The organism is Kribbella sp. NPDC051587 (assembly GCF_044453945.1).
In the GTDB taxonomy this organism is placed as follows: Bacteria; Actinomycetota; Actinomycetes; order Propionibacteriales; family Kribbellaceae; genus Kribbella.
In genome coordinates this window covers 157,329-183,244 of record NZ_JBITDE010000002.1, presented here as the reverse complement: position 1 = coordinate 183,244, position 25,916 = coordinate 157,329, and the positions used below count along the sequence as shown (strand labels likewise).

At 67.9% G+C, this 25,916-nt stretch carries 26 protein-coding genes; 14 read left to right on the top strand and 12 right to left on the bottom strand.

The annotated features are described in order from the left end of the window. Positions 1 to 7: 7 nt before the first annotated feature. The 3 genes from ACIA49_RS06985 to ACIA49_RS06975 are packed head-to-tail and all read left to right on the top strand — an operon-like array spanning position 8 to position 3,782. Complete coding sequence (locus tag ACIA49_RS06985) at positions 8 to 1,213, top strand: thiolase family protein (protein WP_396376193.1); 1,206 nt, start codon at positions 8 to 10, stop codon at positions 1,211 to 1,213. An 11-nt stretch (positions 1,214 to 1,224) separates the two neighbouring features. Then, positions 1,225 to 2,055, top strand: a complete 831-nt coding sequence (locus ACIA49_RS06980; RefSeq protein WP_396376192.1) for an intradiol ring-cleavage dioxygenase — start codon at positions 1,225 to 1,227, stop codon at positions 2,053 to 2,055. Next, positions 2,052 to 3,782 carry an FAD-dependent oxidoreductase gene (locus tag ACIA49_RS06975; RefSeq protein ID WP_396376191.1) on the top strand — a complete coding sequence of 577 codons (1,731 nt, stop codon included), beginning with the start codon at positions 2,052 to 2,054 and terminating at the stop codon, positions 3,780 to 3,782. Before ACIA49_RS06980 ends, ACIA49_RS06975 begins: the two co-directional genes overlap by 4 nt. Here the strand turns inward: ACIA49_RS06975 and ACIA49_RS06970 are convergent. The 3 genes from ACIA49_RS06970 to ACIA49_RS06960 form a co-directional block, all read right to left on the bottom strand. Next, the gene (locus tag ACIA49_RS06970; protein ID WP_396376190.1) at positions 3,771 to 3,977 is read right to left on the bottom strand and encodes a hypothetical protein; all 207 of its coding nucleotides are present in this window, start codon (positions 3,975 to 3,977) and stop codon (positions 3,771 to 3,773) included. The two genes, ACIA49_RS06975 and ACIA49_RS06970, sit on opposite strands and share 12 nt — an antisense overlap. A 138-nt stretch (positions 3,978 to 4,115) precedes the next feature. Next, the gene (locus tag ACIA49_RS06965; RefSeq protein WP_396376189.1) at positions 4,116 to 5,258 is read right to left on the bottom strand and encodes an alpha-amylase family protein; all 1,143 of its coding nucleotides are present in this window, start codon (positions 5,256 to 5,258) and stop codon (positions 4,116 to 4,118) included. Further along, the gene (locus ACIA49_RS06960; RefSeq protein ID WP_396377166.1) at positions 5,255 to 5,911 is read right to left on the bottom strand and encodes a TrmH family RNA methyltransferase; all 657 of its coding nucleotides are present in this window, start codon (positions 5,909 to 5,911) and stop codon (positions 5,255 to 5,257) included. The genes ACIA49_RS06965 and ACIA49_RS06960 overlap by 4 nt, the downstream gene beginning before the upstream one ends. Positions 5,912 to 5,944: 33 nt before the next feature. On the opposite strand from ACIA49_RS06960, the gene ACIA49_RS06955 reads away from it, so the two are divergent. Then, the gene (locus ACIA49_RS06955) at positions 5,945 to 6,637 is read left to right on the top strand and encodes a DedA family protein (RefSeq protein ID WP_396376188.1); all 693 of its coding nucleotides are present in this window, start codon (positions 5,945 to 5,947) and stop codon (positions 6,635 to 6,637) included. 3 nt (positions 6,638 to 6,640) lie between these two features. On the opposite strand, the gene ACIA49_RS06950 is transcribed toward ACIA49_RS06955, so the two are convergent. The 6 genes from ACIA49_RS06950 to ACIA49_RS06925 all read right to left on the bottom strand — a co-directional run bounded on the left by ACIA49_RS06950 (position 6,641) and on the right by ACIA49_RS06925 (position 13,695). Then, positions 6,641 to 7,045: a hypothetical protein gene (locus ACIA49_RS06950; protein ID WP_396376187.1), complete on the bottom strand. Its 405-nt coding sequence runs from the start codon at positions 7,043 to 7,045 to the stop codon at positions 6,641 to 6,643. 100 nt (positions 7,046 to 7,145) lie between these two features. Further along, positions 7,146 to 10,130, bottom strand: coding sequence for an AfsR/SARP family transcriptional regulator (locus tag ACIA49_RS06945; RefSeq protein WP_396376186.1), 2,985 nt, complete (start codon positions 10,128 to 10,130; stop codon positions 7,146 to 7,148). Positions 10,131 to 10,375: 245 nt separating this feature from the next. Beyond that, complete coding sequence (locus ACIA49_RS06940) at positions 10,376 to 11,134, bottom strand: LemA family protein (RefSeq protein WP_396376185.1); 759 nt, start codon at positions 11,132 to 11,134, stop codon at positions 10,376 to 10,378. Positions 11,135 to 11,203: 69 nt separating this feature from the next. Then, a complete protein-coding gene (locus tag ACIA49_RS06935; protein WP_396376184.1) occupies positions 11,204 to 11,905 on the bottom strand; it encodes a hypothetical protein in 702 nt (233 codons plus the stop codon). Further along, positions 11,905 to 12,447 carry an orotate phosphoribosyltransferase gene (gene pyrE / locus ACIA49_RS06930; RefSeq protein ID WP_396376183.1) on the bottom strand — a complete coding sequence of 181 codons (543 nt, stop codon included), beginning with the start codon at positions 12,445 to 12,447 and terminating at the stop codon, positions 11,905 to 11,907. Before pyrE ends, ACIA49_RS06935 begins: the two co-directional genes overlap by 1 nt. A gap of 621 nt (positions 12,448 to 13,068) precedes the next feature. After that, positions 13,069 to 13,695 (bottom strand): class E sortase, encoded by a 627-nt coding sequence (locus ACIA49_RS06925; protein ID WP_396376182.1) that lies wholly within the window; start codon positions 13,693 to 13,695, stop codon positions 13,069 to 13,071. A gap of 108 nt (positions 13,696 to 13,803) precedes the next feature. Here ACIA49_RS06925 and tdh point away from each other — a divergent pair, with 108 nt between their 5' ends. The 5 genes from tdh to ACIA49_RS06900 all read left to right on the top strand — a co-directional run bounded on the left by tdh (position 13,804) and on the right by ACIA49_RS06900 (position 18,497). After that, positions 13,804 to 14,853 carry an L-threonine 3-dehydrogenase gene (tdh, locus tag ACIA49_RS06920; RefSeq protein ID WP_391548492.1) on the top strand — a complete coding sequence of 350 codons (1,050 nt, stop codon included), beginning with the start codon at positions 13,804 to 13,806 and terminating at the stop codon, positions 14,851 to 14,853. Beyond that, positions 14,853 to 16,034 (top strand): glycine C-acetyltransferase, encoded by a 1,182-nt coding sequence (locus tag ACIA49_RS06915; protein WP_396376181.1) that lies wholly within the window; start codon positions 14,853 to 14,855, stop codon positions 16,032 to 16,034. Before tdh ends, ACIA49_RS06915 begins: the two co-directional genes overlap by 1 nt. 125 nt (positions 16,035 to 16,159) lie before the next feature. Further along, positions 16,160 to 16,357 carry a ribbon-helix-helix protein, CopG family gene (locus tag ACIA49_RS06910; RefSeq protein WP_396376180.1) on the top strand — a complete coding sequence of 66 codons (198 nt, stop codon included), beginning with the start codon at positions 16,160 to 16,162 and terminating at the stop codon, positions 16,355 to 16,357. A 167-nt stretch (positions 16,358 to 16,524) separates the two neighbouring features. Continuing rightward, positions 16,525 to 17,610 carry a winged helix DNA-binding domain-containing protein gene (locus ACIA49_RS06905; protein ID WP_396376179.1) on the top strand — a complete coding sequence of 362 codons (1,086 nt, stop codon included), beginning with the start codon at positions 16,525 to 16,527 and terminating at the stop codon, positions 17,608 to 17,610. 62 nt (positions 17,611 to 17,672) lie between these two features. Beyond that, positions 17,673 to 18,497, top strand: a complete 825-nt coding sequence (locus ACIA49_RS06900; protein ID WP_396376178.1) for an aldo/keto reductase — start codon at positions 17,673 to 17,675, stop codon at positions 18,495 to 18,497. Between the two features lie 17 nt (positions 18,498 to 18,514). On the opposite strand, the gene ACIA49_RS06895 is transcribed toward ACIA49_RS06900, so the two are convergent. Next, the gene (locus tag ACIA49_RS06895) at positions 18,515 to 19,411 is read right to left on the bottom strand and encodes a LysR substrate-binding domain-containing protein (RefSeq protein WP_396376177.1); all 897 of its coding nucleotides are present in this window, start codon (positions 19,409 to 19,411) and stop codon (positions 18,515 to 18,517) included. A gap of 83 nt (positions 19,412 to 19,494) precedes the next feature. On the opposite strand from ACIA49_RS06895, the gene ACIA49_RS06890 reads away from it, so the two are divergent. Next, positions 19,495 to 19,713, top strand: coding sequence for a hypothetical protein (locus ACIA49_RS06890; protein ID WP_396376176.1), 219 nt, complete (start codon positions 19,495 to 19,497; stop codon positions 19,711 to 19,713). Beyond that, the gene (locus tag ACIA49_RS06885) at positions 19,670 to 20,569 is read left to right on the top strand and encodes a LysR family transcriptional regulator (protein ID WP_396376175.1); all 900 of its coding nucleotides are present in this window, start codon (positions 19,670 to 19,672) and stop codon (positions 20,567 to 20,569) included. The genes ACIA49_RS06890 and ACIA49_RS06885 overlap by 44 nt, the downstream gene beginning before the upstream one ends. A 146-nt stretch (positions 20,570 to 20,715) precedes the next feature. Here the strand turns inward: ACIA49_RS06885 and ACIA49_RS06880 are convergent, their stop codons facing one another. Then, positions 20,716 to 21,510 (bottom strand): hypothetical protein, encoded by a 795-nt coding sequence (locus tag ACIA49_RS06880; protein ID WP_396376174.1) that lies wholly within the window; start codon positions 21,508 to 21,510, stop codon positions 20,716 to 20,718. A gap of 80 nt (positions 21,511 to 21,590) precedes the next feature. Further along, a complete protein-coding gene (locus ACIA49_RS06875) occupies positions 21,591 to 22,358 on the bottom strand; it encodes an SDR family NAD(P)-dependent oxidoreductase (protein WP_396376173.1) in 768 nt (255 codons plus the stop codon). Between the two features lie 52 nt (positions 22,359 to 22,410). Between ACIA49_RS06875 and ACIA49_RS06870 the strand changes: the two genes are divergently transcribed. From ACIA49_RS06870 to ACIA49_RS06860, 3 genes are all read left to right on the top strand, one after another. Then, positions 22,411 to 23,064 carry a pyrimidine 5'-nucleotidase gene (locus tag ACIA49_RS06870; RefSeq protein ID WP_396376172.1) on the top strand — a complete coding sequence of 218 codons (654 nt, stop codon included), beginning with the start codon at positions 22,411 to 22,413 and terminating at the stop codon, positions 23,062 to 23,064. An 89-nt stretch (positions 23,065 to 23,153) separates the two neighbouring features. Then, a complete protein-coding gene (locus tag ACIA49_RS06865; protein ID WP_396376171.1) occupies positions 23,154 to 23,846 on the top strand; it encodes a FadR/GntR family transcriptional regulator in 693 nt (230 codons plus the stop codon). A gap of 110 nt (positions 23,847 to 23,956) precedes the next feature. Then, positions 23,957 to 25,915: a glycosyl hydrolase family 28-related protein gene (locus ACIA49_RS06860; RefSeq protein ID WP_396376170.1), complete on the top strand. Its 1,959-nt coding sequence runs from the start codon at positions 23,957 to 23,959 to the stop codon at positions 25,913 to 25,915. Position 25,916 lies beyond the last annotated feature (1 nt).

Sequence of the window (25,916 nt, the reverse complement as noted above, 5' to 3'; positions counted from 1 at the left end):
CAGCACCATGAGATCGGCCTATCTGCTGGACGCCGTCCGCACCCCGGTCGGCAAACTCGGCGGCGCGCTGTCCGGCGCCCGCCCGGACGACCTCGCGGCCGTCACCCTGCAAGAGCTCGCCCGAAGAAACCCGAATCTCGACCCCGCCCAGCTCGACGACGTCATCCTCGGCAACGCGAACGGCGCCGGCGAGGAGAACCGCGACGTCGCCCGGATGGCCGCCCTGCTGGCCGGCTTCCCCACCAGCGTCCCCGGTACGACGGTCAACCGGCTCTGCGGGTCGGGTCTGGAAGCCGCGATCCAGGCGGCGCGCGCGATCGAGACCGGCGACGCGAACCTACTCATCGCGGGCGGTGTCGAGTCGATGAGTCGCGCACCGTGGGTCCTGCCCAAGCCGGACAGAGCCTTCCCGCACGGCAGCCTCCAAGCGGAGTCGACCTCGCTCGGCTGGCGGTTCATCAACCCCCGAATGCCGAAGGAGTGGACGGTCTCGCTCGGTGAGGCGACCGAACAGCTCGCGGAGAAGTACGGCATCACTCGGGAAGCGCAGGACCTGTTCGCCCTCGAATCGCACGAGAAGGCCGCCAAGGCCTGGGCCGCCGGCACCTTCGACGACGAGGTCCTGCCGTGGGATCACCTCACCGAGATCCTGCCCAAGAAGCACACCCCGCTGACCCGGGACGAGTCGATTCGCGACGGCAGCACCCCGGAGCTGATGGCGAAGCTCAAGCCCGCCTTCCGCGACAACGGCACCGTCACCGCCGGCAACGCCTCCACCTTGAACGACGGAGCATCCGCCGTACTGATCGGTGACGAAGCGGCCGCACGAAGGCTCAACATCAACCCACTAGCAAGGATCGTCAGCCGGGCGGTGCAGGGCGTGGAGCCGCAGTACTTCGGCATCGGCCCGGTGGAGGCGTCCACCAAAGCACTGGCCAAGGCAGGCATCGGCTGGGACGACCTCACCCTGGTCGAACTCAACGAGGCGTACGCCGCGCAAAGCCTTGCCTGCTTGGGCCAATGGCCCGACCTCGACCCCACCAAGGTCAACGTGAACGGCGGAGCGATCGCCCTCGGGCACCCCCTCGGCAGCTCCGGCACCCGCATTCTCACCACCCTCGCGCACGAGCTGAAGCGGCGCGGCGGCGGCTACGGACTGGCCACCCTCTGCATCGGTGTCGGGCAGGGGCTGGCCATGGTGATCGAAGGATGAGGAGCCAACAGATGGACCTGCAAGGCGATCAGCTGACCGACGCGGTAGTGGCCAGCTTCGACGGGAGCACGGAGCCGCGAACCGCGGAGGTGATGAAGGCGCTCGTGCGGCATCTGCACGCGTTCGCGCGCGAGGTCAATCTCACCGAGGACGAGTACTTCCACGCGATCGACTTCCTGACCCGGACCGGCCAGATCTCGAACGACAAGCGGCAGGAGTTCGTCCTGCTCGCCGATGTCCTCGGACTCTCGATGCTGACGGTGGGTCTGGGCAGTCCGGCGGCCGAGAACGCGACCGAGTCGACGGTGTTCGGACCCTTCTTCGTCGAGGGTTCACCCGAGGTGAAGAACGGCGACGACCTCGCGAACGGCGCGCCGGGACTCCCGTGCCTGGTGAGCGGGCGGGTCCTGGACACTCGCGGAGAGCCGATCGCCAACGCCCGGGTGGAGACCTGGCAGGCCGACGAGGACGGCTTCTACGACGTCCAGAAGGACGGTCTGACCGGGCCACAGAACCGCGGTCATCTGATGACCGATGCCGACGGCAACTACTCGTTCTGGGCGGTGAAGCCGGTCGCGTACCCGATCCCGGTCGACGGGCCGGTCGGTGAGTTGCTCCGCGCCGGTGGTCGCGGCTGGATGCGCCCGGCGCACATCCACTTCATGGTCACCGCACCCGGCTACCACCGCCTGATCACCCACGTCTTCGAGAAGGGCGACCAGTACCTGGACCAGGACGCCGTCTTCGGCGTCAAGGACTCCCTGGTCACCGAGTTCACCGAACATCCCGACGGCCACTACTCCGTCAACTACGACCTGGTACTCGCTGAGGAGACGCGATGATCACCACCGACGTCCTGATTGTCGGCAGCGGCCCGGCCGGTGGAGCTGCCTCCCTCTTCCTGTCCTCGTACGGCGTCGACAACATCGTGCTGACCCGCTACGGCTGGACCGCGAACACCCCGCGGGCCCACATCACCAACCAGCGCACGGTTGAACTGATGCGCGACATGGGCATCGAGGACCAGGTCACCGGCAAGGGCACCGCGCACCACCTGATGGGTCAGACCGCGTTCTGCACCAGCCTCGCCGGTGAAGAGATCGGCCGGATCCGCACGTGGGGCACGCATCCGCGCCGGCTCGCCGACTACACCGAAGCCAGCCCAACGCTGCCGCTAGACCTGCCGCAGACCCTCTTCGAACCGATTCTCGTCAGTACGGCGGCCTCCCGCGGCGCGAAGATCCGCTTCAACACGGAGTACCTGTCACTCGAACAGGACGACGACGGTGTGACCGCGACCGTTCGCGATCGACTCAACGGCGAGACCTACCAGATCCGGGCCAAGTACCTGATCGGCGCGGACGGCGGCCGGAGCAAGGTGGCCCAGGACATCAACCTGCCGATGGCCGGCGCGATGGACATCGAGGGTTCGATGAACATCGTCTTCGAGGCCGACCTGTCCAAGTACGTCGCCCACCGGCCGAGCGTCCTCTACTGGGTGCTGCAGCCGGGTGCGCAGATCGGCGGGATCGGCGCCGGCCTGATCCGGATGGTCCGCCCGTGGACCGAGTGGCTGATCGTCTGGGGCTACGACATCACCCAGCCCGCGCCGGTGGTGGACGAGGCGATGGCGACCGAGATCGTGCACAACCTGGTGGGTGACGACACGATCGACGTGAAGCTGAAGGGCACCTCGGTGTGGAGCGTCAATCACATGTACGCCGAGAAGGCGTCGTCCGGCCGCGTGTTCTGCATGGGCGACGCGATCCACCGCCATCCGCCGAGCAACGGCCTCGGTTCGAACACGTCCATCCAGGACGCGTACAACCTGGCCTGGAAGCTCGCGCACGTCCTCAAGGGCCACGCGTCACCTGACCTGCTGACGACGTACGACGAGGAGCGGACGCCGATCGCCCGGCAGATCGTGGATCGGGCGAACAAGAGCCGGACCCAGTTCGGCCAGATCTTCAAGGCGTTGGGGATGACCCCGGACGCCCCGGAAGGCCGCACGATCGAGTCTCGCAAGGACGACACCCCCGAGGGCATCGCGCAGCGCGAGGAGCTGCGGGTGGCGATCGAGCTGAAGGACTACGAGTTCAACGCGCACGGCGTCGAACTCGGCCAGCGGTATCGATCGGCCGCGGTGATCACCGACGGTACGCCGGAACCGTCGTACGACCGGGATCCTGAGCTCTTCTACCACCCGACGACCTGGCCGGGCGCACGCATCCCGCACACCTGGCTGACCCGCGGCTCCGACACCGTCAGCACGCTCGACGTGGTCGGCAAGGGCCGGTTCACCCTGCTCACCGGCATCGGTGGTGAGGCGTGGGTGAAGGCAGCCCAGTCGGTCGCCGAACAGCTCGGCGTACCGATCGAGCCCTTCCTGATCGGCCCCGGCCGCGAACTCGAGGACCTGTACGGCGACTGGGCGCGCGTCCGCGAGATCGCGGACAACGGCTGTCTTCTGGTCCGCCCGGACGCACACATCGCCTACCGCGCGTCCGAGCTACCCGCCGATCCCACCCAAGCCCTGCAGACAGCCGTCAGCCAACTGCTAGGCCGCTGACGTCTGCTGGGCCTCCGCGCGCTCCCGGGCGTCGCGGAGAATCTGCTCGAGGATGGCCGAGATCTCCGCGGTCTCGGCATCCAGCAACGTGATCAACGCGACCCGCGACGACTCGGAGCGCGCCTCCAGAGCGGCCGCGCTCAAGGCGCGCACCGTCCCCAGCTCATGGATCAGTTCGTCCCACAGTGAACTCATCTACATCCCCTGTTTTCCCGTCACAAACCCAGTACGGCGCGCGTGAGGGCGCGCCGCCCCACCCGAGGGGCTGACTTTGGTCGAGAAGCCTCACTTCTGTCAGAGGAACAACGGCGCACCCGGGCCAGGGGTTACGCGTTACGTCAACAATCTCCAGCTCTGCGCGGGAACGGACTCCCCCTCGAAGCGGAATTCGTCGTCGCCGATGTTCAGCAACAGCAGCACGGACTCGTCACCACTGACCGACCGAAGCGCCATGGTCCGGTTGGCCAGCTGCTCGACCGTCGTCCGGCTCCGCGTCAGCCACGGGTTCCGCCGCCGTACGCCGATCAGCTCCTGGTGAGTCCGGTAAGTCGCCTCCCCGTACGGCGCGAGCTCAGCCGGCGACTCGGGGAACTCCGGCCGGATCGCGTCGTCGCCACCGACGCGATCCTCCTTCAGCCCCTGGAAGGCCTGCTCGTCACCGGAGTACACGCTCGGAACCCCAGCCACGGTGAACAGGATCGCCAGCGCGTGGCCGATATGCCGCTCGTCCTCCAACCGGGTCGCGAGCCGGGTCACGTCGTGATTGCCGACAAACGTCTGCGGTACGAACGTGTCCAGCAACGCGTTGTGCCGACCGAGCGCATACGACAACTCGAAGAAGTTCCCGTCGTTCAGTGAACTCCAGATCGCCTTCCACAGCTCGTATTGCGTGACGGAATCCAGCCCGCTCTTGGCGACGTACCCGGCGTAATCCCCATGAATCACCTCGCCGAAGAACCACGCATCCGGATAGCGCTCCCGCGGCAACACCGCGCGCCAGAACTCCGCCGGCACCGCATAGGCCGCATCCAACCGCCACGCGTCGACGCCACGGTCGAGCCAATGCTCCAACACCTTTGTCACGTACGACGCGACCGCCGGGTTGGTGTGATCGAGCGCCACCAGGTGCTCGTGCCCCTCGAACGTGCGGTCCGCCATCCATTCGGGGTGCGCGAAGGAACGCGCGACGTGGTTGAACACCCCGTCGAGCGCCACCTTCAGTCCCCGCTGGTGCGCGGCCGCGATCAGCCGGTCGAAGTCCGAGTCATCGCCCAACCGCGGATCGATGCGGAGGTGATCAACCGTGTCGTACCCATGGGTCTCCGACGCGAACACCGGCCCCAGTAGTAGCCCTGAGCAACCAAGTTCGATCGCATAGTCCAGCCAGTTCTCGATCCGCGGCAACCGATGCGCGGCCGCCGAGTCCGCCCCGGTGAAGCCGAGCGGATACACCTGCCACCAGATCACGTCGCTCATGACGGCTGACCGAAGGTGTGTCGCCGGATCCACCCGTGCATGGCGATGGCGGCTGCCGCGCTGGCGTTGATCGATCGGGTCGATCCGAACTGGGCGATCGACAGCACCGCCGTACAGATCTTGTGTGCTTCGTCGGTGAGGCCTGGTCCCTCCTGGCCGAAGAGGAGGACGCAGGCAGCCGGGAGGTCGAAGGTCTCCAAGGGCACCGAGCCGGGCAGGTTGTCGATGCCGATCACCGGCAGGTCGCGTTCGGCGGCGTACGACGCCAGGTCGGCCAGCTGCGGGTGGTGACGGACGTGCTGGTAGCGGTCGGTGACCATGGCGCCACGGCGGTTCCACTTCCGGTTCCCGACGATGTGGACCTCACTGGCCAGGAACGCGTTCGCAGTGCGGACGACCGATCCGATGTTCAGGTCGTGCTGCCAGTTCTCGATCGCGACGTGGAACGGGTTCCGCTGCCGGTCGAGATCCTCGACGATCGCCTCCAGCCGCCAGTACCGGTACTTGTCGACCACGTTGCGCCGGTCACCGCTGGTCAGCAGCTCCGGATCCAGGCGCGGGTCGTCCGGCCAGGCACCGGCCCACGGGCCCACCCCGACCTCGGGCGCGCCGACCAGGTCGGTCCCGCGGAGGTCCTTCTCGTCGCCACTCAGCTCCTGCACAGGTCGGGACGCTACCCTGTGCGCGTGCTTGTACAACTCGCGATGCTGATGCCGAACTGGATGGACCCGGAGTTCCTGCTGAACTGGCTGGGCGACTGGGCGCTGTGGGGCACGCTCGTGGTCGTGTTCATCGAGTGCGGGGTGCTGTTCCCGATCCTGCCCGGTGACTCGCTGCTGTTCGCCGTCGGCCTGTTCATCGCGCGCGGCTCGATCGACGTCCCGCTGTGGCTGGCCTGCGTGCTGCTGACGGCGGCCGCGTTCCTCGGCAACGTCTCCGGCTACTACATCGGCCGGGTGCTCGGGACGTCGCTGTTCACCAACCCGAACGCACGGTTCCTGAAACCGAAGTACATCGAGCAGACCCACGAGTTCTTCGAGCGCTACGGACCGCGGGCGCTGGTGCTGGCCCGCTTCGTACCGATCGTGCGGACGTTCATCACGATCGTGGCCGGGGCCGGGAAGATGGACCCGAAGAAGTTCTTCCTCTGGACCGGCGTCGGCGCGGTCATCTGGGCGCCCGGGATCACCCTGCTCGGGCACGCGCTGGGCAACGTGGAGTTCATCCACGCCCACCTCGAGTCGGCGCTGATCCTGCTGGTCTTCATCTCGCTGATCCCGATGGGCGTCGAGGTCCTGCTGTCCCGCCGCCGGAACAAGGCAGCCGGCGGTGACGGCGCGAAGCACGCGGCTCCCAAGCACGCCGCCACCAAAGACTGAGCGTTACTGCCCGAACGGAAAGACCGGCTCGGACCAGACCCAGTCCGTGCTCACCTCACTGAGCACGGCGATGGCGACCGGACCGTCGATCAGCGGACCGACCACCTGACCGGAGCCGAGCGCACAAGCGACTCGGATCCGGTCAACCGCCTGGTACCAGACCAGCGCCCCCCGTGGCGCCGTCCCTTCCTTCAGAAGGGCGTGGTGGTCGAGCCATTGCACTGCGTCGGTCGCATCGTGCCAACCGCTGTCGTGGGCGTAGCCGAACGCCATCCGCTGGAACTTCAACGGCCAGTCCTGCCAGGCCGTCGAGCCCAATCGCTCCAGCTGCCAGTTCAACGCCGCCTCGGTATCCCGCGGGTTGGCCACCCGGCGCTCCACGACAACATCCCCCCAGGCCATAGGCATCCCCCGATCCCCGTTGAACCGCCGGCCTTCTGTTGCCGTGCTTGAAGAAAGCCTGCCGCAGCCCGATACAGCCGCCGTACATTGCCCTGCTGTACGGCGATCAGCCGGCTGCAGCGTTTGTTTCGAAGCTCGCGAGCTCGCGACGGCAGGCGGCAGCGCGCGCGTCATGACCGGCCTGCTGCCAGACCCGCGCGGCCCGGTCGAAGGTCCGGCGGGCCCAGTCCAGGTTGCCGGTCTTGAGGTAGAGCCGCCCGAGGTGCTGCGCGGCCTGGCCCTCGACGCTGCGGTCGCCCAGCCGGCGGCCGATCTCCATCGAGTCCAGCAGCATCTTGCGGGCCGCGGCCAGTTCGCCGCACTCCATCAGCGCATGCCCGAGATCGGCTCGCGCGTACGCCGCGCAGTGATCGTCGCCGAGCCCGGTGAAGATGTTGAGTGAGTTCCGCAGCTGCCGGACCGCCTGGTAGTGGCGGCCCTGGTGAATCCGCAGTTCCGCGATCCGCCGCCGTACCTTGGCGACGCGATGTTCGTCAGCGAGGCGGTGGCCGAGCAGGAACGCTTCGGCCAGGTAGCGCCCGGCTGTGACCATGTCCTCGCGGGACAACCAGATCGACGACGCCGCGGTCCGCGCGACCGCTTCGCCGTTCGCGTTGCCGACCTCCATGAACGCCTCGATCGCCTTCTCGTACTGGGCAAGGCTCTCGTCCGGCCGGCCGCGTTCGCGCAGCCAGGTCCCGAGGCCGACCGCGCTGACCCCGTCACCGAGCCGGTCGCCGACCTCGGCGAAGATCGTCGCCGCCTGGTCGAGGTGGTGCGAGGCCGCATCCCAGTCGTCCTGGTAGATCCCGAGCTGGCCGAGGTTGCGATGCATGATCGCCTCACCCCAGCGGTCGCCGGACTCGATCGCGCTCTGCAGGCCTTGGCGGTGCGACTCGCCCCAGTCGTCGAATCCCGCTCGCATGTCGAGGTACGGGCTCCACGCAGAGGCGATCCGCCAGGCATACTCGTGCAGGCCGTTCTGGGCCGCCGCCCGGATCGCGGGCACGAAGGTGCTGCGCTCGCTGTCGAACCACGCGATCGCATCGGTCTCGGTGAACGGCGCCGGATCCGGTGACGTCAGCGGCCCGGTGTGTTCCGGTACGCCGAAGTACTCGACCGCGAGCGCCTTGTTGGCCCGACGGATCTTGTGCAGGATCGCGTCGACCACAGTCGCGACGTCCTTGACCGCCTCGGCCTGCTGGCTCTCGTCGCCGACCCCGATCGCGTGCAGGCGCAGTAGATCGTGCATCCGGTAGCGCGCCGTACCGCGGTGGTCGACCGAGCTGATCCGGACCAGGTTCACCTCGATCAGGCGGTCCAGACTGCGTCGTACCGAGGCTGGCGACGCGATCGCCTCCAGCGCTCGTGCGGAGAAGACGCCGACCGCGAAGTGGCCGATCAGCCGGTACAGCCGGGCCTCGTCGGCGCTCAGTGCGTCGTAGCTCAGGTCCGCACTGGTCCGGACGGCCAGCTCGCCGATGCTCAGCTCGTCCAGCCGCGAGCTCTCGTCCCGCAGCCGCCGAGCGAGCTCGCCCGGGCTCAGGTCCGGTCGCTGGGCCAGTCGGCTGCCGACGATCCGGATCGCGAGCGGCAGGTTCCCGCAGGCGGCCAAGATCTCCTCGGCGGCGGACGTCGTACGGTCGACGCGACCGGCGCCGGCCACGGACTCCAGCAGGGCAACGGCCTCGCCGTCGTCGAACGTGTCCAGGGCCAGGCTGTCGGCGCCGGCCAGATCAGCCAGCCGGTTGCGGCTCGTCACCACCACCGCGGACGCCCCGGTACCGGGCATCAGCGGCGTGACCTGACCAGCGGTCGCGACATCGTCGAGGATGATCAGCACGCGCCGGCTGGCCAGCTCCGACCGCAGCATCGCCGACCGCCGCTCGGGATCGGTCGGGATCGCGTAGTCGGGCAGGTTGAGGCTGAGCAGCAGATCGGTCAGCGCGGCCGCCGGATCGCGAGGCTGCGTGGCGCCATGCATGTCGAGGTAGATCTGCCCGTCCGGGAAAGAATCTCTGACCAAATGGCCCAGCCGAACGGCCAGAGATGTCTTACCTGTTCCTGGCGCACCGGAGACGACCGCGATCGGCGGCCGGACCGGGTCGCGGCCGCAGACGAGGTCGCGGAGCTGATCCAGGTGGTCCGCGCGGCCGCTGAAGTCGGGCAGGTCGAGTGGCAGCTGGCTCGGTGCATGCAGTGGATCGGTGAGCTCCGGCGCTGCCATCGGGCCGGGAGACGCCGCCTTCGCCGGACCTTCCGTCGTACGGGCTGCTGCTGGGATGCCTGGGTTCGGCCAGTTGGCCGAGCGGCCGTTCTCGGCGCGCGCACCGGCGGCCTCGAGCTCCGGACCAGGCTTGATGTCCAGGTCGTCCGCGAGCGTCCGAACAGCCTTCCCGTACGCCGCGCGCGCCTCCCCGACCCGACCAGCGGCCAGGAGCGCGTCCACAAGCCGCCGCCACAGCTGCTCGTCGTACGGGTCCTCGGTGAGACGTGCACTCAGCAGTACGGCGGCGCCACCGGCATCGCCGTACTCGAGACGCAGGTCGAGGAGGGTGTCGACGAGTCCACGGTGTTGGGCCTCGAGCCGGTTGAGCGAGCCCTCCCAGGCGGCCGGGATGATCAGGTCCTCCAGCGGGCGGCCGCGCCACAGCGCGTAGGCCCGGGACAGCACCTGCATGGCGTGGCGGCCGTCACCGGCGTCGCGGAGGTGACCGCCCTCGGCGAGGAGTGATTCGAACAGGCTGGCGTCGAGCTCGTCGACGCCCACCTCGATGCTGTAGCCGGCCGCCGAGGTATCGATCGGGGCCGGCAGTCCGGCCTCCTGCAGCACTGCGCGCAAGGCGCGGACGTACGTGCGGATGTTCGCCGTCGCGGAGCGTGGTGGAGTGCTCTCCCAGAGTGCATCCGCGATCAGGTCGGTGGAGACGAAACGGTTCGGGTGCAGGAGCAGGGTGGCCAGTAGCTGCCGCGGTTTCGCGGCCTTCAGCGGCTGCCCCTGCCCGTGGCTGAGGCGCAGCGGCCCGAGGATCCCGTACCTCGGACTGTCCACTTGGCTACCCTCTCCACGGCTCGAACCGACCCATCGTCACATCTCGCCGTACCGCGCGGGAAGGCCGATGTACGCCGGATGTATCTCACTCGGGCACTGTTGACACGGGTACCGGGGGGAGGCAGGGCCTGGGGCACGGCGACCGACCGCCGCCGCGCCCTGGACCCAGCACCGGAGTGGAGTTCGGGATCGGGGGTCCTGAGCCACGGGGAACCGGTGCCCAGGAGTGTCCGCCAGGCACTCCGTCAGTGGCCGCCGGTAAAGGGTGGCTGTCCGTCCTGCGGGCTGGGGGAACCCGCAGGCGGGCCGCCCACCGGCGGCCCCTGGGGAGCGCCGTACTGGGGCTGCTCACCGGGGAGCGGGGGCTGGATCTGGCCGGACGACGGCCCGCCCTGCTGCATCTGCGGCGGCGCCTGCTCGCCCGCGACCGAACCGATCGTGCCGAACGAGACCTGCGGCACCGCGCGCACGGACTCGTCCTTCACCTCGAAGTAGCCGGCCTTCTCGAACTTGAACGAGCCCGCGACGATGTTCGACGGGAACGCCTCGATCCGGGTGTTGTAGTCGCCGACGTTCGCGTTGTAGAACCGGCGGCCGGCCGCGATCCGGTCCTCGGTGTCGGTCAGCTCGCGCTGCAGACCGAGGAAGTTCTGGTTCGACTGCAGCTGCGGGTAGGCCTCGACCGACACCATCATCTGCCGCAGCGCGCCGGACAGCTCGCCCTCGGCCGCGGCCCGCTGCTCCGGGGTCGCCCCCTGGACGTTCACGGCCTGCGTGCGCAGCCGGGCGACCTCCTCGAACACGTGCCGCTCGTGCGCGGCGTACGCCCGGACGGTCTCGACCAGGTTGGGGATCAGGTCGTAGCGACGGTGCAGCTCGACATCGATCTGCCGCCAGGACTCCTGGATCAGGTTCCGCTGCTTGACGAACCGGTTGTACGACGTGATCAGCGCGATGGCCAGAATCACGACGATCACCACGATCGCGATGATGACGAAGGTCATTGCCTTGCTCCCGAGTGTTGGCGATGCTGGCCCCGACTCTACGGGGAGTCGAGTGCCACTCGGACGTATCTAGGGCTGCCGGAGTTCCACGCCGGCATAGTCGCGCCAGACGTACGGCGGAACCTGCCCGACGACCTGCTCGAGCAGCGCGAGGCGGTTCAGCACCTCGGTGGGGTCGTGGGCGCCCTTGTCCCAGCCGACCAGCGAGTTGCCCTCGAAACGCCAGCCGATCTCACCGCGGGCGAGCAGCAGCTCCATCATCCGCGGCGTGATCACCGCATGCCCGAACCGCTGGTCGTCGGCCTTCACCCGGAACGCCCGGTTGAACTGGTCGCTCTCGAACTGCAGGTCCCGGAAGCCGAACGCGTTCGCGACCGCACCGCCGAAGATCCCTTCGTGGGTGACCTCGAGATGCGGCAGGGCACCTGGCAGCTGCAACACGACCACGCCGAACTTGTGCGTGGTCGTCGTACGGCGGCCCTTCGAGTCGGTGGTGTGCGTCTGGTACCTGTAGTCGAAGGCAACCATCTGGTGCCCGTTGAACAAGCCGGCCAGCACGTTCTGCACCCGCCAGTTGTCACCGGTCCGGAACGGCGTGCCCTGCCAGTTGCCGGCCAAGCGGTTGTCGGCCGGAACATAGGACCAGCCGTACTGCGCCGCGAAACCGGCGAACAACTCGCGACGCTTCTTGGCCCGGTAGTAACTGAAGAAGAAGACCGCCAGGCCCAGCAGAAACGCCAGCAGGACCAGCAGGAGTGGGCTGACGTTCATCAGAGGCCGAGGTCGTCCAGGCCGAACACCGTCCGGTACTCAAGACCCTCGGACTCGACTCGCTCCTTGGCCCCGGTGTTCCGGTCGACGATGACCGCCACGGCGACCACCTCGGCACCGGCTTCGCGGAGCGCCTCGACGGCGGTCAGCACCGAACCGCCGGTGGTGGAGGTGTCCTCGACCGCGAGCACCCGACGACCCTTGACGTCCGGGCCCTCGATCCGGCGCTGCAGACCGTGCGTCTTCTCGGCCTTGCGGACCACGAACGCGTCTAGCGTGCGGCCCTCGTGCGCCGCCGCGTGCAGCATCGACATCGCGACCGGGTCCGCACCGAGCGTGAGGCCGCCGACAGCGTCGTACTCGATGTCCTTGGTCAGCTCGAGCATCGCCGGGCCGATCAGCGGCGCCGCGGCCGCGTCCAGCGTGATCCGGCGCAGGTCCACGTAGTAGTCGGCTTCCTTGCCCGACGCCAGCGTCACCTTGCCGTGCACGACGGCCTTCGTCTTGACCTGCTCCAGCAGTGCGTCCCGGTCATAGCTCATGAGCGGTCAGCTTACTTGTTGGTCACCAGCTGACTCGTCGGTACCGCGTCGCTCCGATGCGGCCGGGATCGGTCCGCCGTGGTTAAGCGCCGCTGCGGCCGATTTACGGTGGAGGGTGGCTGGGGCCGTCTTGGGCTGAGGGGGATGGCGAGGCCCGGCGATCGACGTACAGGTTGCTTGAGGTTCCGGGCTGTGGTTGCTGTCAGCGGCGCCGAGGTCTGGTCAGGTGGCCCGCCGCCGTGGTTGCTGCCGCAGTTCGGGGGGTGGAGTGGGGAGCCCATCAGCCCGCACCGGCACAAAACCCTCCCCAACCCAACAAGCAACCCCCGCATAAACCCCAGCCACAACCCAGAACCTCAAACAACCTGTACGTCGCTCGCCGGCCTCGCCACCCACCCCAGCCACCGCGACGCGCACCCCGAAAGCTCAGTACCCGCCGAAGGCAGGCGCCCCCCACCCCCTCCCCACCTTTGCGCGGATCTACTGCCACCTAGCGGCAGCAACTCCCCGCAAACCCCGCGCACCCCACCCCACCACGCCATAACGTCCGAAAAACCGGAGACGGGCCCTCCGAACCTTCGGACGTTGTGGGATGGGGCATCGGTCGGTCGCCATACCCGCTTACTTTTGGGGCTTTTTGGTGACTTTCGCGAGTTGACCGAAGGCCACCGAGCGGTCCGGTGAGTGGAAGAGGTCCTGGCACGTGGTGAGGGTGATGATCGATTTCGTCGCGGTCTCACGCGGCTTGCCGGGGACCGGTTCGAGCACCCAGTTGTCGGCCGGCTTCACGGTCAGGTCGCGCGGTGAGCCGTCCAGCTCGTAGGTGTAGATCGCGTCCGCGGTCTCGACGATCACCTGGTCGCCCTTGCGCAGCTCGAGCAGCTTGCGGAACGGCGAACCGTGCGTGACCCGGTGACCGGCGATCGCGAAATTCCCTGGCTCCCCCGGCATCGCCGTCTGCGGGTAGTGCCCGATCCCGCGCGCCAGCTCACCCTTGCCGACGCCCTCGATGACCGGCTTCTCCCAGTCCTTCCCGAACTTCGGGATCCGGATCAGGACGACCGGGTCGCCCTCGGCCGGCTTGGTTGCCGCGGGCTTCTTCCACTGCTCGCGGAGCGCGTTCTCCGCCTCGCCCATCTTGCTGTTCGAGGTGAGCGCGGTCCCGAAGTACTGCCACCCCACCCAGCCGAGCAACCCCAGACCCGCCACCAGCAGGACGATCCCCAGCCCCCGCACGACTCCCCGCATGGCCCCAAGTATGCAGTTCAACTGCAAAGGCTGTGTACGACGTGTCGATGGACGCGGGTGGTTGCCCGGGACGACGATGTGGTCGGTCCTACCGACGGAGGTAAGCACGTGAAGGCGCTGGTCAAGGCTGAGGCGAAGCCCGGTCTGTGGTTGCAGGAGGTTCCGGAGCCGAAGATCGAGGCCGACGAGGTCCTGATCAAGGTGCTGCGGACGGGGTTGTGCGGTACCGACCTGCACATCCAGAGCTGGGATCCGTGGGCCCAGAAGAACGTGCCGGTCCCGATGGTCACCGGGCACGAGTTCGTCGGTGAGGTCGTCGAGACCGGCGTCGGGGTCCGCGACGTCGCGGTCGGCGACCTGGTCAGCGGCGAGGGCCACCTGGTCTGCGGCCGCTGCCGCAACTGCCGCGCCGGCCGCCGCCACCTCTGCATCAAGACGCGCGGCCTGGGGGTCCACCACCCGGGCGCCTTCGCCGAGTACGTCGCGCTGCCCGCGCAGAACGCGTGGGTCCACAAGGATCCGGTCGACCTCGATGTCGCGGCGGTCTTCGATCCGTTCGGCAACGCCGTACACACTGCTTTGTCGTTCCCGCTGGTCGGGGAGGACGTGCTGATCACCGGCGCCGGGCCGATCGGGGTGATGGCCGCGGCCGTCGCCCTGCACGCCGGCGCGCGGAACGTGGTGATCACGGACCTGTCGGAGTACCGGCTGGATCTGGCCCGGAAGATCGGCGTGACCCGCGCGGTCAACATCGGCTCGGAGACGATCGCGGAGGCCCAGCAGAGCCTCGGGATGCGCGAGGGGTTCGACGTCGGGATGGAGATGTCCGGCCAGCCGGCGGCGCTGCGCGACATGCTCGCGAACATGAACCACGGCGGCAAGATCGCGATGCTCGGTCTGCCGGCCGACGAGATCGCGATCGACTGGAGCACGGTGGTGCTCAACATGCTGACCATCAAGGGCATCTACGGCCGGGAGATGTTCGAGACCTGGTACTCGATGTCGGTGATGCTCGAACGCGGTCTCGACCTGACGCCGGTAATCACGCACCGGTTCGGGTACGGCGACTTCGAGCGGGCCTTCGACGTCGCCCGCGCCGGGCAGTGCGGCAAGGTCATCTTGGACTGGACTCACGAAACGCTGGAGGAGAAGCACTGATGTTCGGGCAGATGCGGGACGACCTGACGACGACGATCGGCGAGATCCGGGACGCGGGGCTGTACAAGTCCGAGCGGGTGATCACCTCACCGCAGCAGTCGCTCATTTCGGTTGCCAGCGGCAACGAGGTGCTGAACTTCTGCGCGAACAACTACCTCGGCCTGGCCGACCACCCCGAGGTGATCGCGGCGGCCCGGAACGCCTTGGACACCTGGGGATTCGGGATGGCGTCGGTCCGCTTCATCTGCGGCACGCAGCAGATCCACAAGGACCTCGAGGCCGCGCTGAGCACCTTCCTCGGGACCGAGGACACGATCCTCTACAGCTCCTGCTTCGACGCGAACGGCGGCCTGTTCGAGACGCTGCTCGGCGCCGAGGACGCGATCATCTCCGACGAGCTCAACCACGCCAGCATCATCGACGGCATCCGCCTCTCGAAGGCCAAGCGCTTCCGCTACAAGAACCGCGACATGGCTGACCTCGAGACCCAGCTCAAGGACGCCGCCGACGCCCGCTACCGCCTGATCGCCACCGACGGCGTCTTCTCGATGGACGGCTACGTGGCCCCCCTCGACGAGATCTGCGACCTCGCCGAGCGCTACGACGCCCTCGTCATGGTCGACGACTCGCACGCCGTCGGCTTCGTCGGCCCCGACGGCGCCGGCACCCCCTCGCTCTTCGGCGTCAAGGACCGCGTCGACATCGTCACCGGCACCCTCGGCAAAGCCCTCGGCGGCGCCTCCGGCGGCTACGTCTCCGCCCGCCGCGAGATCGTCGAACTGTTGCGCCAGCGCTCCCGCCCCTACCTCTTCTCCAACTCCCTGGCCCCCTCGGTCACCGCCGCCTCCCTCAAGGCCCTGGAGCTCATCGCCACCTCCACCGCACTCCGCAACCAGCTGGACTCGAACACCGAGCTGTTCCGCACCAAAATGACCGAGGCCGGCTTCGACATCCTCCCCGGCAACCACCCCATCTCCCCCGTCATGATCGGCGACGCCGCCCAAGCCGCCGTACTGGCCGAAAAGCTCCTGGCCCTGGGCATCTACGTCATCGCCTTCTCCTACCCGGTCGTCCCCCACGGCAAGGCCCGCATCCGAGTCCAACTCTCCGCCGCCCACTCCACCGCCGACGTAGAAAAAGCCATCGCCGCCTTCACCCAAGCCCGCGCCGCCCTCGCCTAGCGGACCGCCCCCACTCACCAACCTCAAGCGCCCCCACCCACCTACGCTCAGCAACCGGCCCGAGCAACCCCTCCAGGCCGGTTACTGAGTGGCACAGGTCCGCCCCAGCCGCCACCATGAGCTCCATGAACCTGGAACTCGATGCAGACCTGATGGCCGCCCTGCATGCCGAGGCCGCGCGCTCGGGCAGATCCCAGCGAGAGATCGTCCACGAGGCTGTCACCCGCCACCTCGACCTGCCCGACGCCACTCCGGCGCCGGGCCTAGAGCTACACAATGGTGAGACCAGCCTCGCCCTGCTGGACCGGGACGACCGTTTCTAAGGTGCCGTCGCGTACCGATCAGCTGGTAGTGGTCACGGCGTGCCGTCGCTCATGGGCGTGGGCACGCGGGGGGAGGTCTCTGGTCCGCCGACTACTACCCGTTCCTCGGTACACCTCACCCGTCGAACGGCATCCACTTTGTCGGTGGGGTGGGGGATTATGCGGGGATGGTGGTTTTGAGTGGGCGGGCGGTTGGGCGGGCGACACTCGCTCGGCAGATGTTGGTGGAGCGGGCTGATGTGAGTGCGGTTGAGGCTGTGGGGCGGCTGGCTGGGATGCAGGGGCAGGAGGCCAAGCATCCGTATGTCGGGTTGTGGTCCCGGGTGGACGGGTTCGCGGAGGAGGATCTCGATCGGGCGGTGGCCGATCGCGAGATCGTGCGCGCAACGCTGTTTCGGGGGACTTTGCATTTGGTGACTGCGGAGGACTACCTGCGGTTTCGCACCACGCTGGCTCCGGTGCTGGAGGCGGGGTTGCGGATGTTGAAGGAGCGGGCGGAGGGGATGGAGCCCGCGAAGGTGGTGGCTGCGGCGGAGCGGATTCTCGCGAAGGAGCCGTTGACGTTCACGGAGGTTCGGGATGCGTTGCAGGGTGAGTTTCCCGAGGTGAATGAGCGCGCGCTGGGGTTCTGCACGCGGATGCTGGTGCCGTTGGTGGTGTATCCGACGGGCGTGCGGTGGGGGTGGCCGGCGAATGCGCGGTTCACGCCGGCGGAGGACTGGATCGGGAAGAAGCTGCATCAGAAGGAAGCGCAGGGCGAGCTCGTCATCAGGTACCTGCAGGCGTTCGGCCCCGCGACGCCGGCCGACTTCCAGACCTGGTCCGGGCTATCAAAAGCGAAGCCGGTGTTCGACAGCCTCGATCTCGAGCGGTTCACCGACGAGGACGGCAAGACCCTGTACGACGTACCGGACGCGCCGCGGCCTGATCCCGGCACCACGGTTCCGGTGCGGTTCCTGCCGGAGTTCGACAATCTGTTGCTGGCACACGCGAAACGCCAACGAATCATTGCCGACGAGCACCGCCCGGCCGTGTTCACCAAGAACCTGCGGATCAAAGCGACGTACACGGTGGACGGCCTGGTCGCGGGGCTGTGGACGGCGGCGAAGAAGCGTGATGTGGCGACTCTCACGCTGACTCCGTTCGGGCGGTTGCTGAAGAAGGATCTGGCCGCGCTGGAGCGGGAGGGGACGGCGTTGCTGGGGTTCCTGGAGCCCACTGCGAAGACCTACGAGGTGGTTACGGGCGGTTGATGAGGTTGTTGTCACACATCAGATGACTGGGCCAGAACCCGTCGGCCCGGTGAAATGGATCAATGAACACAGTCCCCTCCATCACTCTGGACAACGGCGTCGAGATCCCGCAGCTGGGCCTGGGGGTCTGGCAGGTCGAGGACGCGATCGCGGCCGATGTGGTCACGACCGCATTCGAGGCCGGTTACCGCCACATCGACACGGCCGCGGCGTACGGCAACGAGCCCGGTGTCGGGCGTGCGATCGCGGCAAGCGGCCTGCCGCGCGACGACCTGTTCATCACCACCAAGCTGCAGAACGACGACCAGGGCTACGACAGCACCCTGGCCGCCTTCGATGCCAGTGTGGAACGGCTCGGCCTCGAGTACGTCGACCTGTACCTGATCCACTGGCAGTGCCTGAAGAAGGACAAGTACGTCGACACGTGGAAGGCGTTCGAGCAGTTGTACGCCGACAAGCGGATCCGCGCGATCGGTGTCTCGAACTTCCACGAGCCTGCGCTCCAGCGGATCTTCGCGGAGACCACGATCCGGCCGGCGGTGAACCAGATCGAGCTGCACCCGGCGTTGCCGCAGGACGAGCTGCGCGCGTTCAACGCGGAGAACGACATCATCACCCAGGCCTGGAGCCCGCTGGCCTCGGGTGAGCTGCTCGGCGACACCACGTTGAAGGCGCTCGGTGACAAGTACGGCAAGTCGCCGGCCCAGGTGATGATCCGCTGGCACCTGCAGCTGGGCAACGTGGTGATCCCGAAGTCGGTGACGGCGAGCCGGATCCAGGAGAACATCGACGTCTTCGACTTCCAGCTCGACAACGACGACATGGCCGCGATCGCCGACCTCGAGACCGGCGTCCGCACCGGCGGCGACCCCGACACCCTCGGCTAGACGCACTCCAGGCTCTGCTAGTCCAGGGCTTCAAGGAAGCGTATTAGAACCGGGGACCGGTTGTCCGGCGACCAGGCGACGGAGAGTTGCCAAGGAGGTAGGTCGTCGGACAACTCGCGGTACACGACGCTCGTCGGGTCGGACGGCGGTGTCGGCGCGATCAGCAGCGAGACCCCGAGCCCGGCCGCGACCAGCGAAACGATGGTCTGGACGTCGGCCGCGTCCTGCTCGATCCGCGGCGTGAATCCCGCCGCCCGGCAGAAACCGACCAGCGTGTCGTACACAACCGGCCCGGTCGGCCGCGCGTAGAACACGAACGACTCGTCGGCCAGCTCGCTCAGCCGCAATCGCTTCCGCCGCGCCAGTCGATGCCGCGCGGGCAGCGCAACGAGCACCGGATCCGACGACACCACCCTCGACGAGAGCCCAGGAGCCAGCTCCACCTTCTCGGTACCGCCCGACGGCGCACTCGGTCGCATCAACCCGACGTCGATTCGCCCGTCCCGCAGGGCTTCCGTCTGATGCAGCGTCGTCATCGTCGAAAGGTCGAGCACCACCTTCGGGTACGCCGTCCGGAACGCGCCGAGCAGTCGCGGCAGCACCTCGAAGGTCGCCGACTGCACGAACCGCAGCCGCAGCGTCCCCAGTTCCCCGCGTTGCGTCCGCTGCGCCGCCCGCACCGCTTCGTCCGACCGTCGCAGCAGATCCTGCGCCTCGGCCAGGAACGTGTCCCCGGCCGCCGTCAGCACGAATCGCTTCTTGATCCGCGCGAACAGCTCCACCCCGAGATCCCGCTCGAGTGCCGCGATCTGCCGGCTCAAGGTGGGCTGGGTCAGGTGCAGACGTATCGCCGCGCGCCCGACGTTCAGCTCCTCGGCCACCACCACGAACGACCGCAACTGCCGCAGCTCCATGCCGACATTATGCACAGGCTGTATCAACAGTGTGGATAACTTTCATTGGACGTATCACCTCGCCGGTTCTTACCGTCGAAGACATGAGCTACATCCCGTTCTCCTTCGTCAAATCCATCCATGAGGAAATGCACTCCGCCGCACCTGACGCCCCGATCCGGCTGCACAAGCCGAAGCGCCGCCTGCTGACCAACGCCGTACGGCGTCTGCTGGACCGACCGGACCGCGTCGGCGGCGAGGTGTGCCAAGCTGAGGCCTGTGATCGAGGTACGACGGCTGCGGGTCCTGCGCGCGCTTGCTGATCACGGCACCGTTACTGCGGCCGCCGAGGTGCTGCACCTGACGCCCTCGGCGGTCTCCCAGCAATTGGCCGCCTTGGAGTCCGAGGTCGGCCAGGAGTTGCTCGAACGCCGCGGCCGCCGGGTCGCGATCACCTCCGCCGGCCGCCTGCTTCTGACCCACGCAGACACGATCCTCGGCGAGGTGGAGCGGGCCGAGGACGCTTTGAAGCTGTTCGCCAACGGAACGACCGGCGAGGTCCGGATCACCGCCTTCGCGACCGCGATCAGCCTCCTGGTCGCACCGACCCTGGCCCGCCTCCGCGAAACCAGCCCCGGCCTCACGCTCGTCGTCCGTGACGCCGAGGGCCACCAAGGCATCACCCAACTCCTCGACGGCGACGCGGACCTCGCCATCGCCGTCGAGCATCGCGGTTCACCTCGCCCGGACGACCAGCGGCTGACGAGAATCCCCTTGTACGCCGAGCCTTTCGTGGCAGTCCTCCCGCCGACCCACCCGGCGGCCGGTCACGACGCGGTCGATCTCTCGATGCTTGCCGGCGACAACTGGGTGATGACCGCGCCGGGTAATCCGATCCGGGACGTCGTACTGCTGGCTTGTGAGCAGGCCGGCTTCCAGCCGAAGATCGCCCACGAGTCCGACGACTTCCACGCGGTCGCCGCCTTGGTTGCCTCGGGCGCCGGAGTCTCGCTGGTCCCCCGCCTCGCCGTCCCCGCGCCGACCCTCGCGCTGATCCGTCCGCTGCCCGATCCGGCCCCAGTACGACGCGTGTACGCCGCCGTCCGGCGGAGCCGCGCGGATCACCCGCTGATCACCGCGACGCTCGACGTACTGACCGAGGTTGCCGACAAGCTGTAGCCCAGGTCACTCGACCATCGAAGACGCCGCCGGGGCTGGCCGCCGACGGCGCCGCCTCCCCGCCGCTCGACGCGAAGGCGATCGCCGCGGCGGTCACCCTGATCGGCGATCCCTCGAAGCCCGGGACGGACGATCCGCTGCGCTGACTACGGGAGCTTGGCGGCGGCTTTGCGGGCGAGGGCCTCCCAGTGGGCGGGGGCGATGCCCTTGCCCATCTCGCCGAACGCCACGACCGAGACCACGGTTCCCTTGCGAGTCACGGCGTACGGGAAGCCGCTGTCCTCGCTGCCCTGGTCACTCTTCAGCGGGTAGTCGTACCAGCGCAGGATCGCGGTGGCGTCGCCGAGCGCGAGGGTGCGGTTCTCGGTGAGCTTGCGGGCGCGGTTCTTGTCGGGCGCGGTCGCCTTGCAGGACTTGATCGTGGCGACGATCTGTTCGTACGCCGCCTTGGCCGCGGCCGGACTCTGATAACGCGTCAGGAACTGGGCGCCGGTCGCGTCCAGGTCGTTGGTGAACGCACGGACCAGTCGCCCCTGTACGCCGTTCCCCTGGGTCGCGCCCTTGCCGCAGATCGGATCGTCGGTACCGGGCCGCGCGTTCCAGCCGCGCTTCGGGTCGGCCGCGGCGACCTCCTTGCCGGTGAGCAGCATGGCGTTGGCGAGGCGCTGGACGACTGGCTTGGACGGGCTCGAGCTCGGCGTCGGAACCGGCTTGGACGTCGGTCCGGAGGTCGGAGTCGCTGTCGCGGTCGGTGCCTCTGTCGGCGGCTGGGTCGACGGCTTGGGCGGTAGCACCGTCGTACTGGGTGCTGAGGCGCTTGGCGTCGGCGTACTAGAGGGTGCCTCTCCGGCCGCTGTTTGGTTGCCGCAGGCCACCAGCGCGACGCCGGTGACCGCCAGTCCTAGTGCGGCGATCACGCGCCGCGTTCCCCGAGTGTTCATGACTCCAACCCTTCACCTTTGGTGCTGGGTTGGACGTGGTCTGGACCACTTCGGTTGGGATACGAGTTGATCACGACCGATCAGGTACGGCGGCGCCCGTCCAGCCCGACCGTGGAGACCCGCGCGATCAGCGTGCGTGGGGTGTAGCGCGCCGCGGCGGCCAGCAGCTTGTACCGCCGGCTCGGGATCGAGATCGCCTTGCCCCGCATCAGATCCTTCCACGCGGCGTCGACCAGATCCTTCGCGTCCAGCCACATGAACGACGGAATGATCGTCTTGTCCATCCCCATCCGGTCATGGAACTCGGTGTGCACGAACCCCGGGCACAACGCCATCACCGCAACCCCCTTGGCGTGCAGCTCGATCGCCAGTCCTGCCGAGAAGTTCGTCACCCACGACTTGTGCGCGCTGTAACTCCCTCGCTGCACGAACCCGGCGACCGACGACACGTTGATCACCGCGCCCGACCCACGCTCGATCATCGGCAGCACCGCCGCATGCGTCAGCCGCAACACCACCCGCACCAGCAGATCCAGCTGCTTCTCCTCGGCCTCAATCGGGTTAGCCCAGAACGGCTTCTTCTGACCGAAGCCGGCGTTGTTCACCAACACCTCGATCGGCCCACTCCCGAACCGCGCCTCCACCCGCGCCAGGTCCTCGGGATCGGTCAGGTCCGCGGCCAGCGCCTCACACTCCACGCCGTACTGCTGCGTGAGCTCCGCCGCGACCTCCTTCAGCCGAGCCCCGTCCCGCGAAACCAGCACAAGGTCGTACCCCTCACCCGCCAGCTTGTCCGCAAAGGCCCGGCCAATACCGGCAGTAGGTCCCGTGATGAGCGCAGTCGCCACGTCGTCCTCCCATCGATCCCAGCCCCCAGTCTGTCACTACTAATCTGGCCAGGTGCCGACCGCCACTGACACCTGGATCCTCGACCTCGACAACACCCTCTACCCACCAAGCACCGGCCTCGCCGACCAGATGAACGCCCGCATCCGCGCCTACCTCGCCAACCTGTTCAACGCCGACGAACCCGAGACCCGCCGCCTCCAAGCAACCCTCGTCGCCGACCACGGCACCACCCTCCGCGGCCTCATGAACACCCGAGGCATCGACCCACATGACTACCTCGAGTGGGAACACAGCATTGACTACTCGGTCCTGCAGGCCGACCCGGCACTGGCCGCCGTACTGAGCGGGTTGCCTGGGCGGAAGCTCCTCTTCACGAACGGTTCCGCCTACCACGCTGACCAGGCTCTGGCCCGGCTCGGACTGACCGGGCTCTTCGACGGCGTCTTCGACATCTTGGCCGGGCAGCTCATCCCGAAGCCCTATCCCGAGAGTTACCAACGCTTCGTCGACCAGTACGGCGCCACACCGGAGCGCGCCGTGTTCTGCGACGATCTGGCGGTCAACCTGCGCGTTCCCGAACAGCTCGGAATGGCGACCGTGTGGGTCTCGGGCGATCCGATCGCCGGGCCCTCGCCGTACGAGGTGCTCGGGCCGCGACGCTGGCGGGCGTGGGACTTGACCGCATTCCTACGGGCTGATGTCTGATGACTGGCGGTGCTGGCTCGCATTCTTGGCGGAATTGGGCGATTGTGGGCTTGAATGGTCTGAGGACTTGAGGAATGCGGAGGTGAGCGGTGGCGGCGACTGACACGGCGTTGACGGGGTTGCGGCAGATGATCGCGTCCGGGGCGCTGGGGCCGGGGGCGAAGTTTCCGCCGGAGCCGGAGTTGTGTGACCGGCTCGGGGTGTCGCGGAGTTCGTTGCGCGAGGCGGTGCGGTCGCTGGCGGCGCTCGGGGTGATCGAGTCGCGGCACGGGTCGGGGACGTATGTGTCGGCACTGGATCCGGCGGAGATCATCAGCCGGTTCTCGTTGTCGGTGGAGCTGATCCCGCTCGAAGGGGTACTCCAACTGCTCGAGGTCCGACGCGTGCTCGAAGCACACGCGACCGCCTCAGCCGCCGCACGCCAAGACCCCGAACTGGCTGACCGCTTGGCCGAGATCCTCGACCGCCTGGAAGCAACCACCGATGCAGCCGAGATCCAGCAACTCGACGCCGAGTTCCACGGCGCGATCTGTACGGCGGGCGGCAACCCCACCGTCACCGCGTTGACCGCCGTCATCCGCGGGCGCGGTGGGCACTACCGGATCTTCGAGCCCGGCGTGGAGTTCGACGCGATCAAACTGACCAGCGACCGCGGTCACCGCGCGATCCTCGCCGCCATCACCCACCGCGACCCCGCCGCGGCCGCCACCGCCGCCTCCGCCCACATCGCCCAGACCGAACTCTGGCTCCGAGCCCTCCGCCCCACCCCCCAACCCAACTAATCCTCCTCAACCCCCCCAACCGCCGGGTTTTTTCTAAGTTCTGTCGAGATCTTGCGGTGGGGTGGTCTACTGCATAACCTCCAGGCAGTTCGTCTGGAGGGGATCCGCCAATGTCCCGAACACACCTGCGCGCCCTGGCCGTCGCCCTGACGACGGCCGTGCTCGGCGCGACGCTCACTACTACCGCGATGGCTGCTCGGCCGGCACCGCGGATCACTCGGGCCGGGCTCGATCCGGCGTTGGTCGCCGGACGGGGAGCCAGCGTTCCGTTCGTCGAGCAGGAGGCGGAGAACGCCTTCTTCACCGGTGAGCAGATCGGTCCGGGCCGCGAGGCCTACACGCTGCCCGCCGAGGCGTCCGGCCGGACCGCCGTACGGCTGCAAGCTCAGCAGTACGTCGAGTTCACGCTGACGCACGCGGCCAACGCATTGACCCTGCGCTACAGCATCCCGGACGCCCCAACCGGCGGCGGGATCCGCGCACCACTCGACGTGACGGTCAACGGCAAGCACAAGCGCACGTTGACGCTCACGTCGGAGTACTCCTGGCTGTACGCGATGTATCCGTTCTCCAACGACCCGAACGCCGACCCGACCCCCGGCTGGTGGAAGCCCGAGCCGGACCCGGTCGCCAAGCCGTTCCGGCCGAACCACTTCTACGACGAACAGCGCGTGCTGCTGGACCGGACCTACCAGGCCGGCGATCGCGTCAGATTCGCCGTACCGAAGCACACGAACGCCGCCTGGACCGTGATCGACGTCGCCGACTTCGAGCTGGTGAAGGCGCCGAACCGGCAGCCGGCGCACTCGCTCGACGTACGGCTGTTCGGGGCCGACCCGACCGGCCGGCGTGATGCCGCGCCCGCCATCGACCGCGCGATCGCGACCGCGAAGAAGATCGGCTGGTCGGTGTTCATCCCGGCGGGCACGTTCCAGGTGAACCGTCACATCGTGGTCGACAAGGTCACCGTCCGCGGCGCCGGCAACTGGCACACGATCATCAAGGGCAAGGTCCTGCCGCTCGCCGAACCCGCGCCGGACAAGTCCGTCCACAGCGCACCCGGGTTCTACGGCAAGTACGCCGATGCCGGCGGCAGCACGCAGGTCCACCTCTCCGACTTCGCGATCGAGAGCGACGTCCGGGAACGCATCGACACCGACCAGGTGAACGGAATCGGCGGTGCGATCGGCGGCGGTTCGACGATCGAGAACCTCTACCTGCACCACACCAAGGTCGGCATCTGGCTCGACGGCCCGATGGACGGCCTGCTGATCCGGAACAACGTCATCACCGACGCGGTCGCCGACGGCATGAACCTGCACCTCGGTGTCTCGAACGTCCGCGCCACCAACAACTTCGTCCGCAACAGCGGTGACGACGGCCTCGCGATGTGGTCCGAGTCCAACGCCCAGAATCTCGTCAACCACGACAACGTCTACGACCACAACACCGTCCAGACCCCCGTCCTGGCGAACAACATCGCCATCTACGGCGGCAAGGACAACGCGGTCACCGACAACCTGGTCGCGGACCCGATCCGCGAGGGCAGCACGCTGCACGCCGGATCCCGCTTCAACGCGACACCGTTCGAGGGCAAGCTCACCTTCGCCCGCAATACGACGGTGCGCGGTGGACCGCGCGATCTGAACTGGGACATCGGGCTCGGCGCGATCTGGCTCTACGCCCTGCAGTCCACGATGAACGCCGACCTGCAGATCACCGACAGTTCGTTCCTGGACTCGACGTACAACGCGATGATGTTCGTCGTCGACTGGCCGGTGAAGGACACCTACGCGATCAACAACGTTGCCGTCCGCAACATCAAGGTCGACGGCACCGGCACCGGCGTGGTGAACGCACGGGTCGGCGGCTTCGCCTCCTTCGAGAACGTCGACGCCCGCAACGTCGGGGCGCCGTTCGTCAACAACTGCGGCACCTTCCACTTCGACGGCCCGCCGGAGTTCGACGTACGGCTGCTGACAGGCAACGACGGCAACTGGTACGGCGCAACCTGGTGCGAGGACCGGCCTACCGTTGTACCGCCGCCGGCTCCATCGCCCTGGAGCTAAG

What these genes read in the sequence shown, in the direction of transcription:
- ACIA49_RS06905 (WP_396376179.1), top strand. Translation starts at nt 16,525, where the DNA reads ATGGTGGTTTTGAGTGGGCGGGCGGTTGGGCGGGCGACACTCGCTCGG.
- ACIA49_RS06890 (WP_396376176.1), top strand. Translation starts at nt 19,495, where the DNA reads ATGAGCTACATCCCGTTCTCCTTCGTCAAATCCATCCATGAGGAAATG.
- pyrE (WP_396376183.1), bottom strand. Translation starts at nt 12,447, where the DNA reads ATGAGCTATGACCGGGACGCACTGCTGGAGCAGGTCAAGACGAAGGCC.
- ACIA49_RS06880 (WP_396376174.1), bottom strand. Translation starts at nt 21,510, where the DNA reads ATGAACACTCGGGGAACGCGGCGCGTGATCGCCGCACTAGGACTGGCG.
- ACIA49_RS06985 (WP_396376193.1), top strand. Translation starts at nt 8, where the DNA reads ATGAGATCGGCCTATCTGCTGGACGCCGTCCGCACCCCGGTCGGCAAA.
- ACIA49_RS06965 (WP_396376189.1), bottom strand. Translation starts at nt 5,258, where the DNA reads ATGAGCGACGTGATCTGGTGGCAGGTGTATCCGCTCGGCTTCACCGGG.
- ACIA49_RS06915 (WP_396376181.1), top strand. Translation starts at nt 14,853, where the DNA reads ATGTTCGGGCAGATGCGGGACGACCTGACGACGACGATCGGCGAGATC.
- ACIA49_RS06895 (WP_396376177.1), bottom strand. Translation starts at nt 19,411, where the DNA reads ATGGAGCTGCGGCAGTTGCGGTCGTTCGTGGTGGTGGCCGAGGAGCTG.
- ACIA49_RS06980 (WP_396376192.1), top strand. Translation starts at nt 1,225, where the DNA reads ATGGACCTGCAAGGCGATCAGCTGACCGACGCGGTAGTGGCCAGCTTC.
- ACIA49_RS06925 (WP_396376182.1), bottom strand. Translation starts at nt 13,695, where the DNA reads ATGCGGGGAGTCGTGCGGGGGCTGGGGATCGTCCTGCTGGTGGCGGGT.
- ACIA49_RS06940 (WP_396376185.1), bottom strand. Translation starts at nt 11,134, where the DNA reads ATGACCTTCGTCATCATCGCGATCGTGGTGATCGTCGTGATTCTGGCC.
- ACIA49_RS06975 (WP_396376191.1), top strand. Translation starts at nt 2,052, where the DNA reads ATGATCACCACCGACGTCCTGATTGTCGGCAGCGGCCCGGCCGGTGGA.
- ACIA49_RS06950 (WP_396376187.1), bottom strand. Translation starts at nt 7,045, where the DNA reads ATGCCTATGGCCTGGGGGGATGTTGTCGTGGAGCGCCGGGTGGCCAAC.
- ACIA49_RS06910 (WP_396376180.1), top strand. Translation starts at nt 16,160, where the DNA reads ATGAACCTGGAACTCGATGCAGACCTGATGGCCGCCCTGCATGCCGAG.
- ACIA49_RS06860 (WP_396376170.1), top strand. Translation starts at nt 23,957, where the DNA reads ATGTCCCGAACACACCTGCGCGCCCTGGCCGTCGCCCTGACGACGGCC.
- ACIA49_RS06935 (WP_396376184.1), bottom strand. Translation starts at nt 11,905, where the DNA reads ATGAACGTCAGCCCACTCCTGCTGGTCCTGCTGGCGTTTCTGCTGGGC.
- ACIA49_RS06900 (WP_396376178.1), top strand. Translation starts at nt 17,673, where the DNA reads ATGAACACAGTCCCCTCCATCACTCTGGACAACGGCGTCGAGATCCCG.
- ACIA49_RS06970 (WP_396376190.1), bottom strand. Translation starts at nt 3,977, where the DNA reads ATGAGTTCACTGTGGGACGAACTGATCCATGAGCTGGGGACGGTGCGC.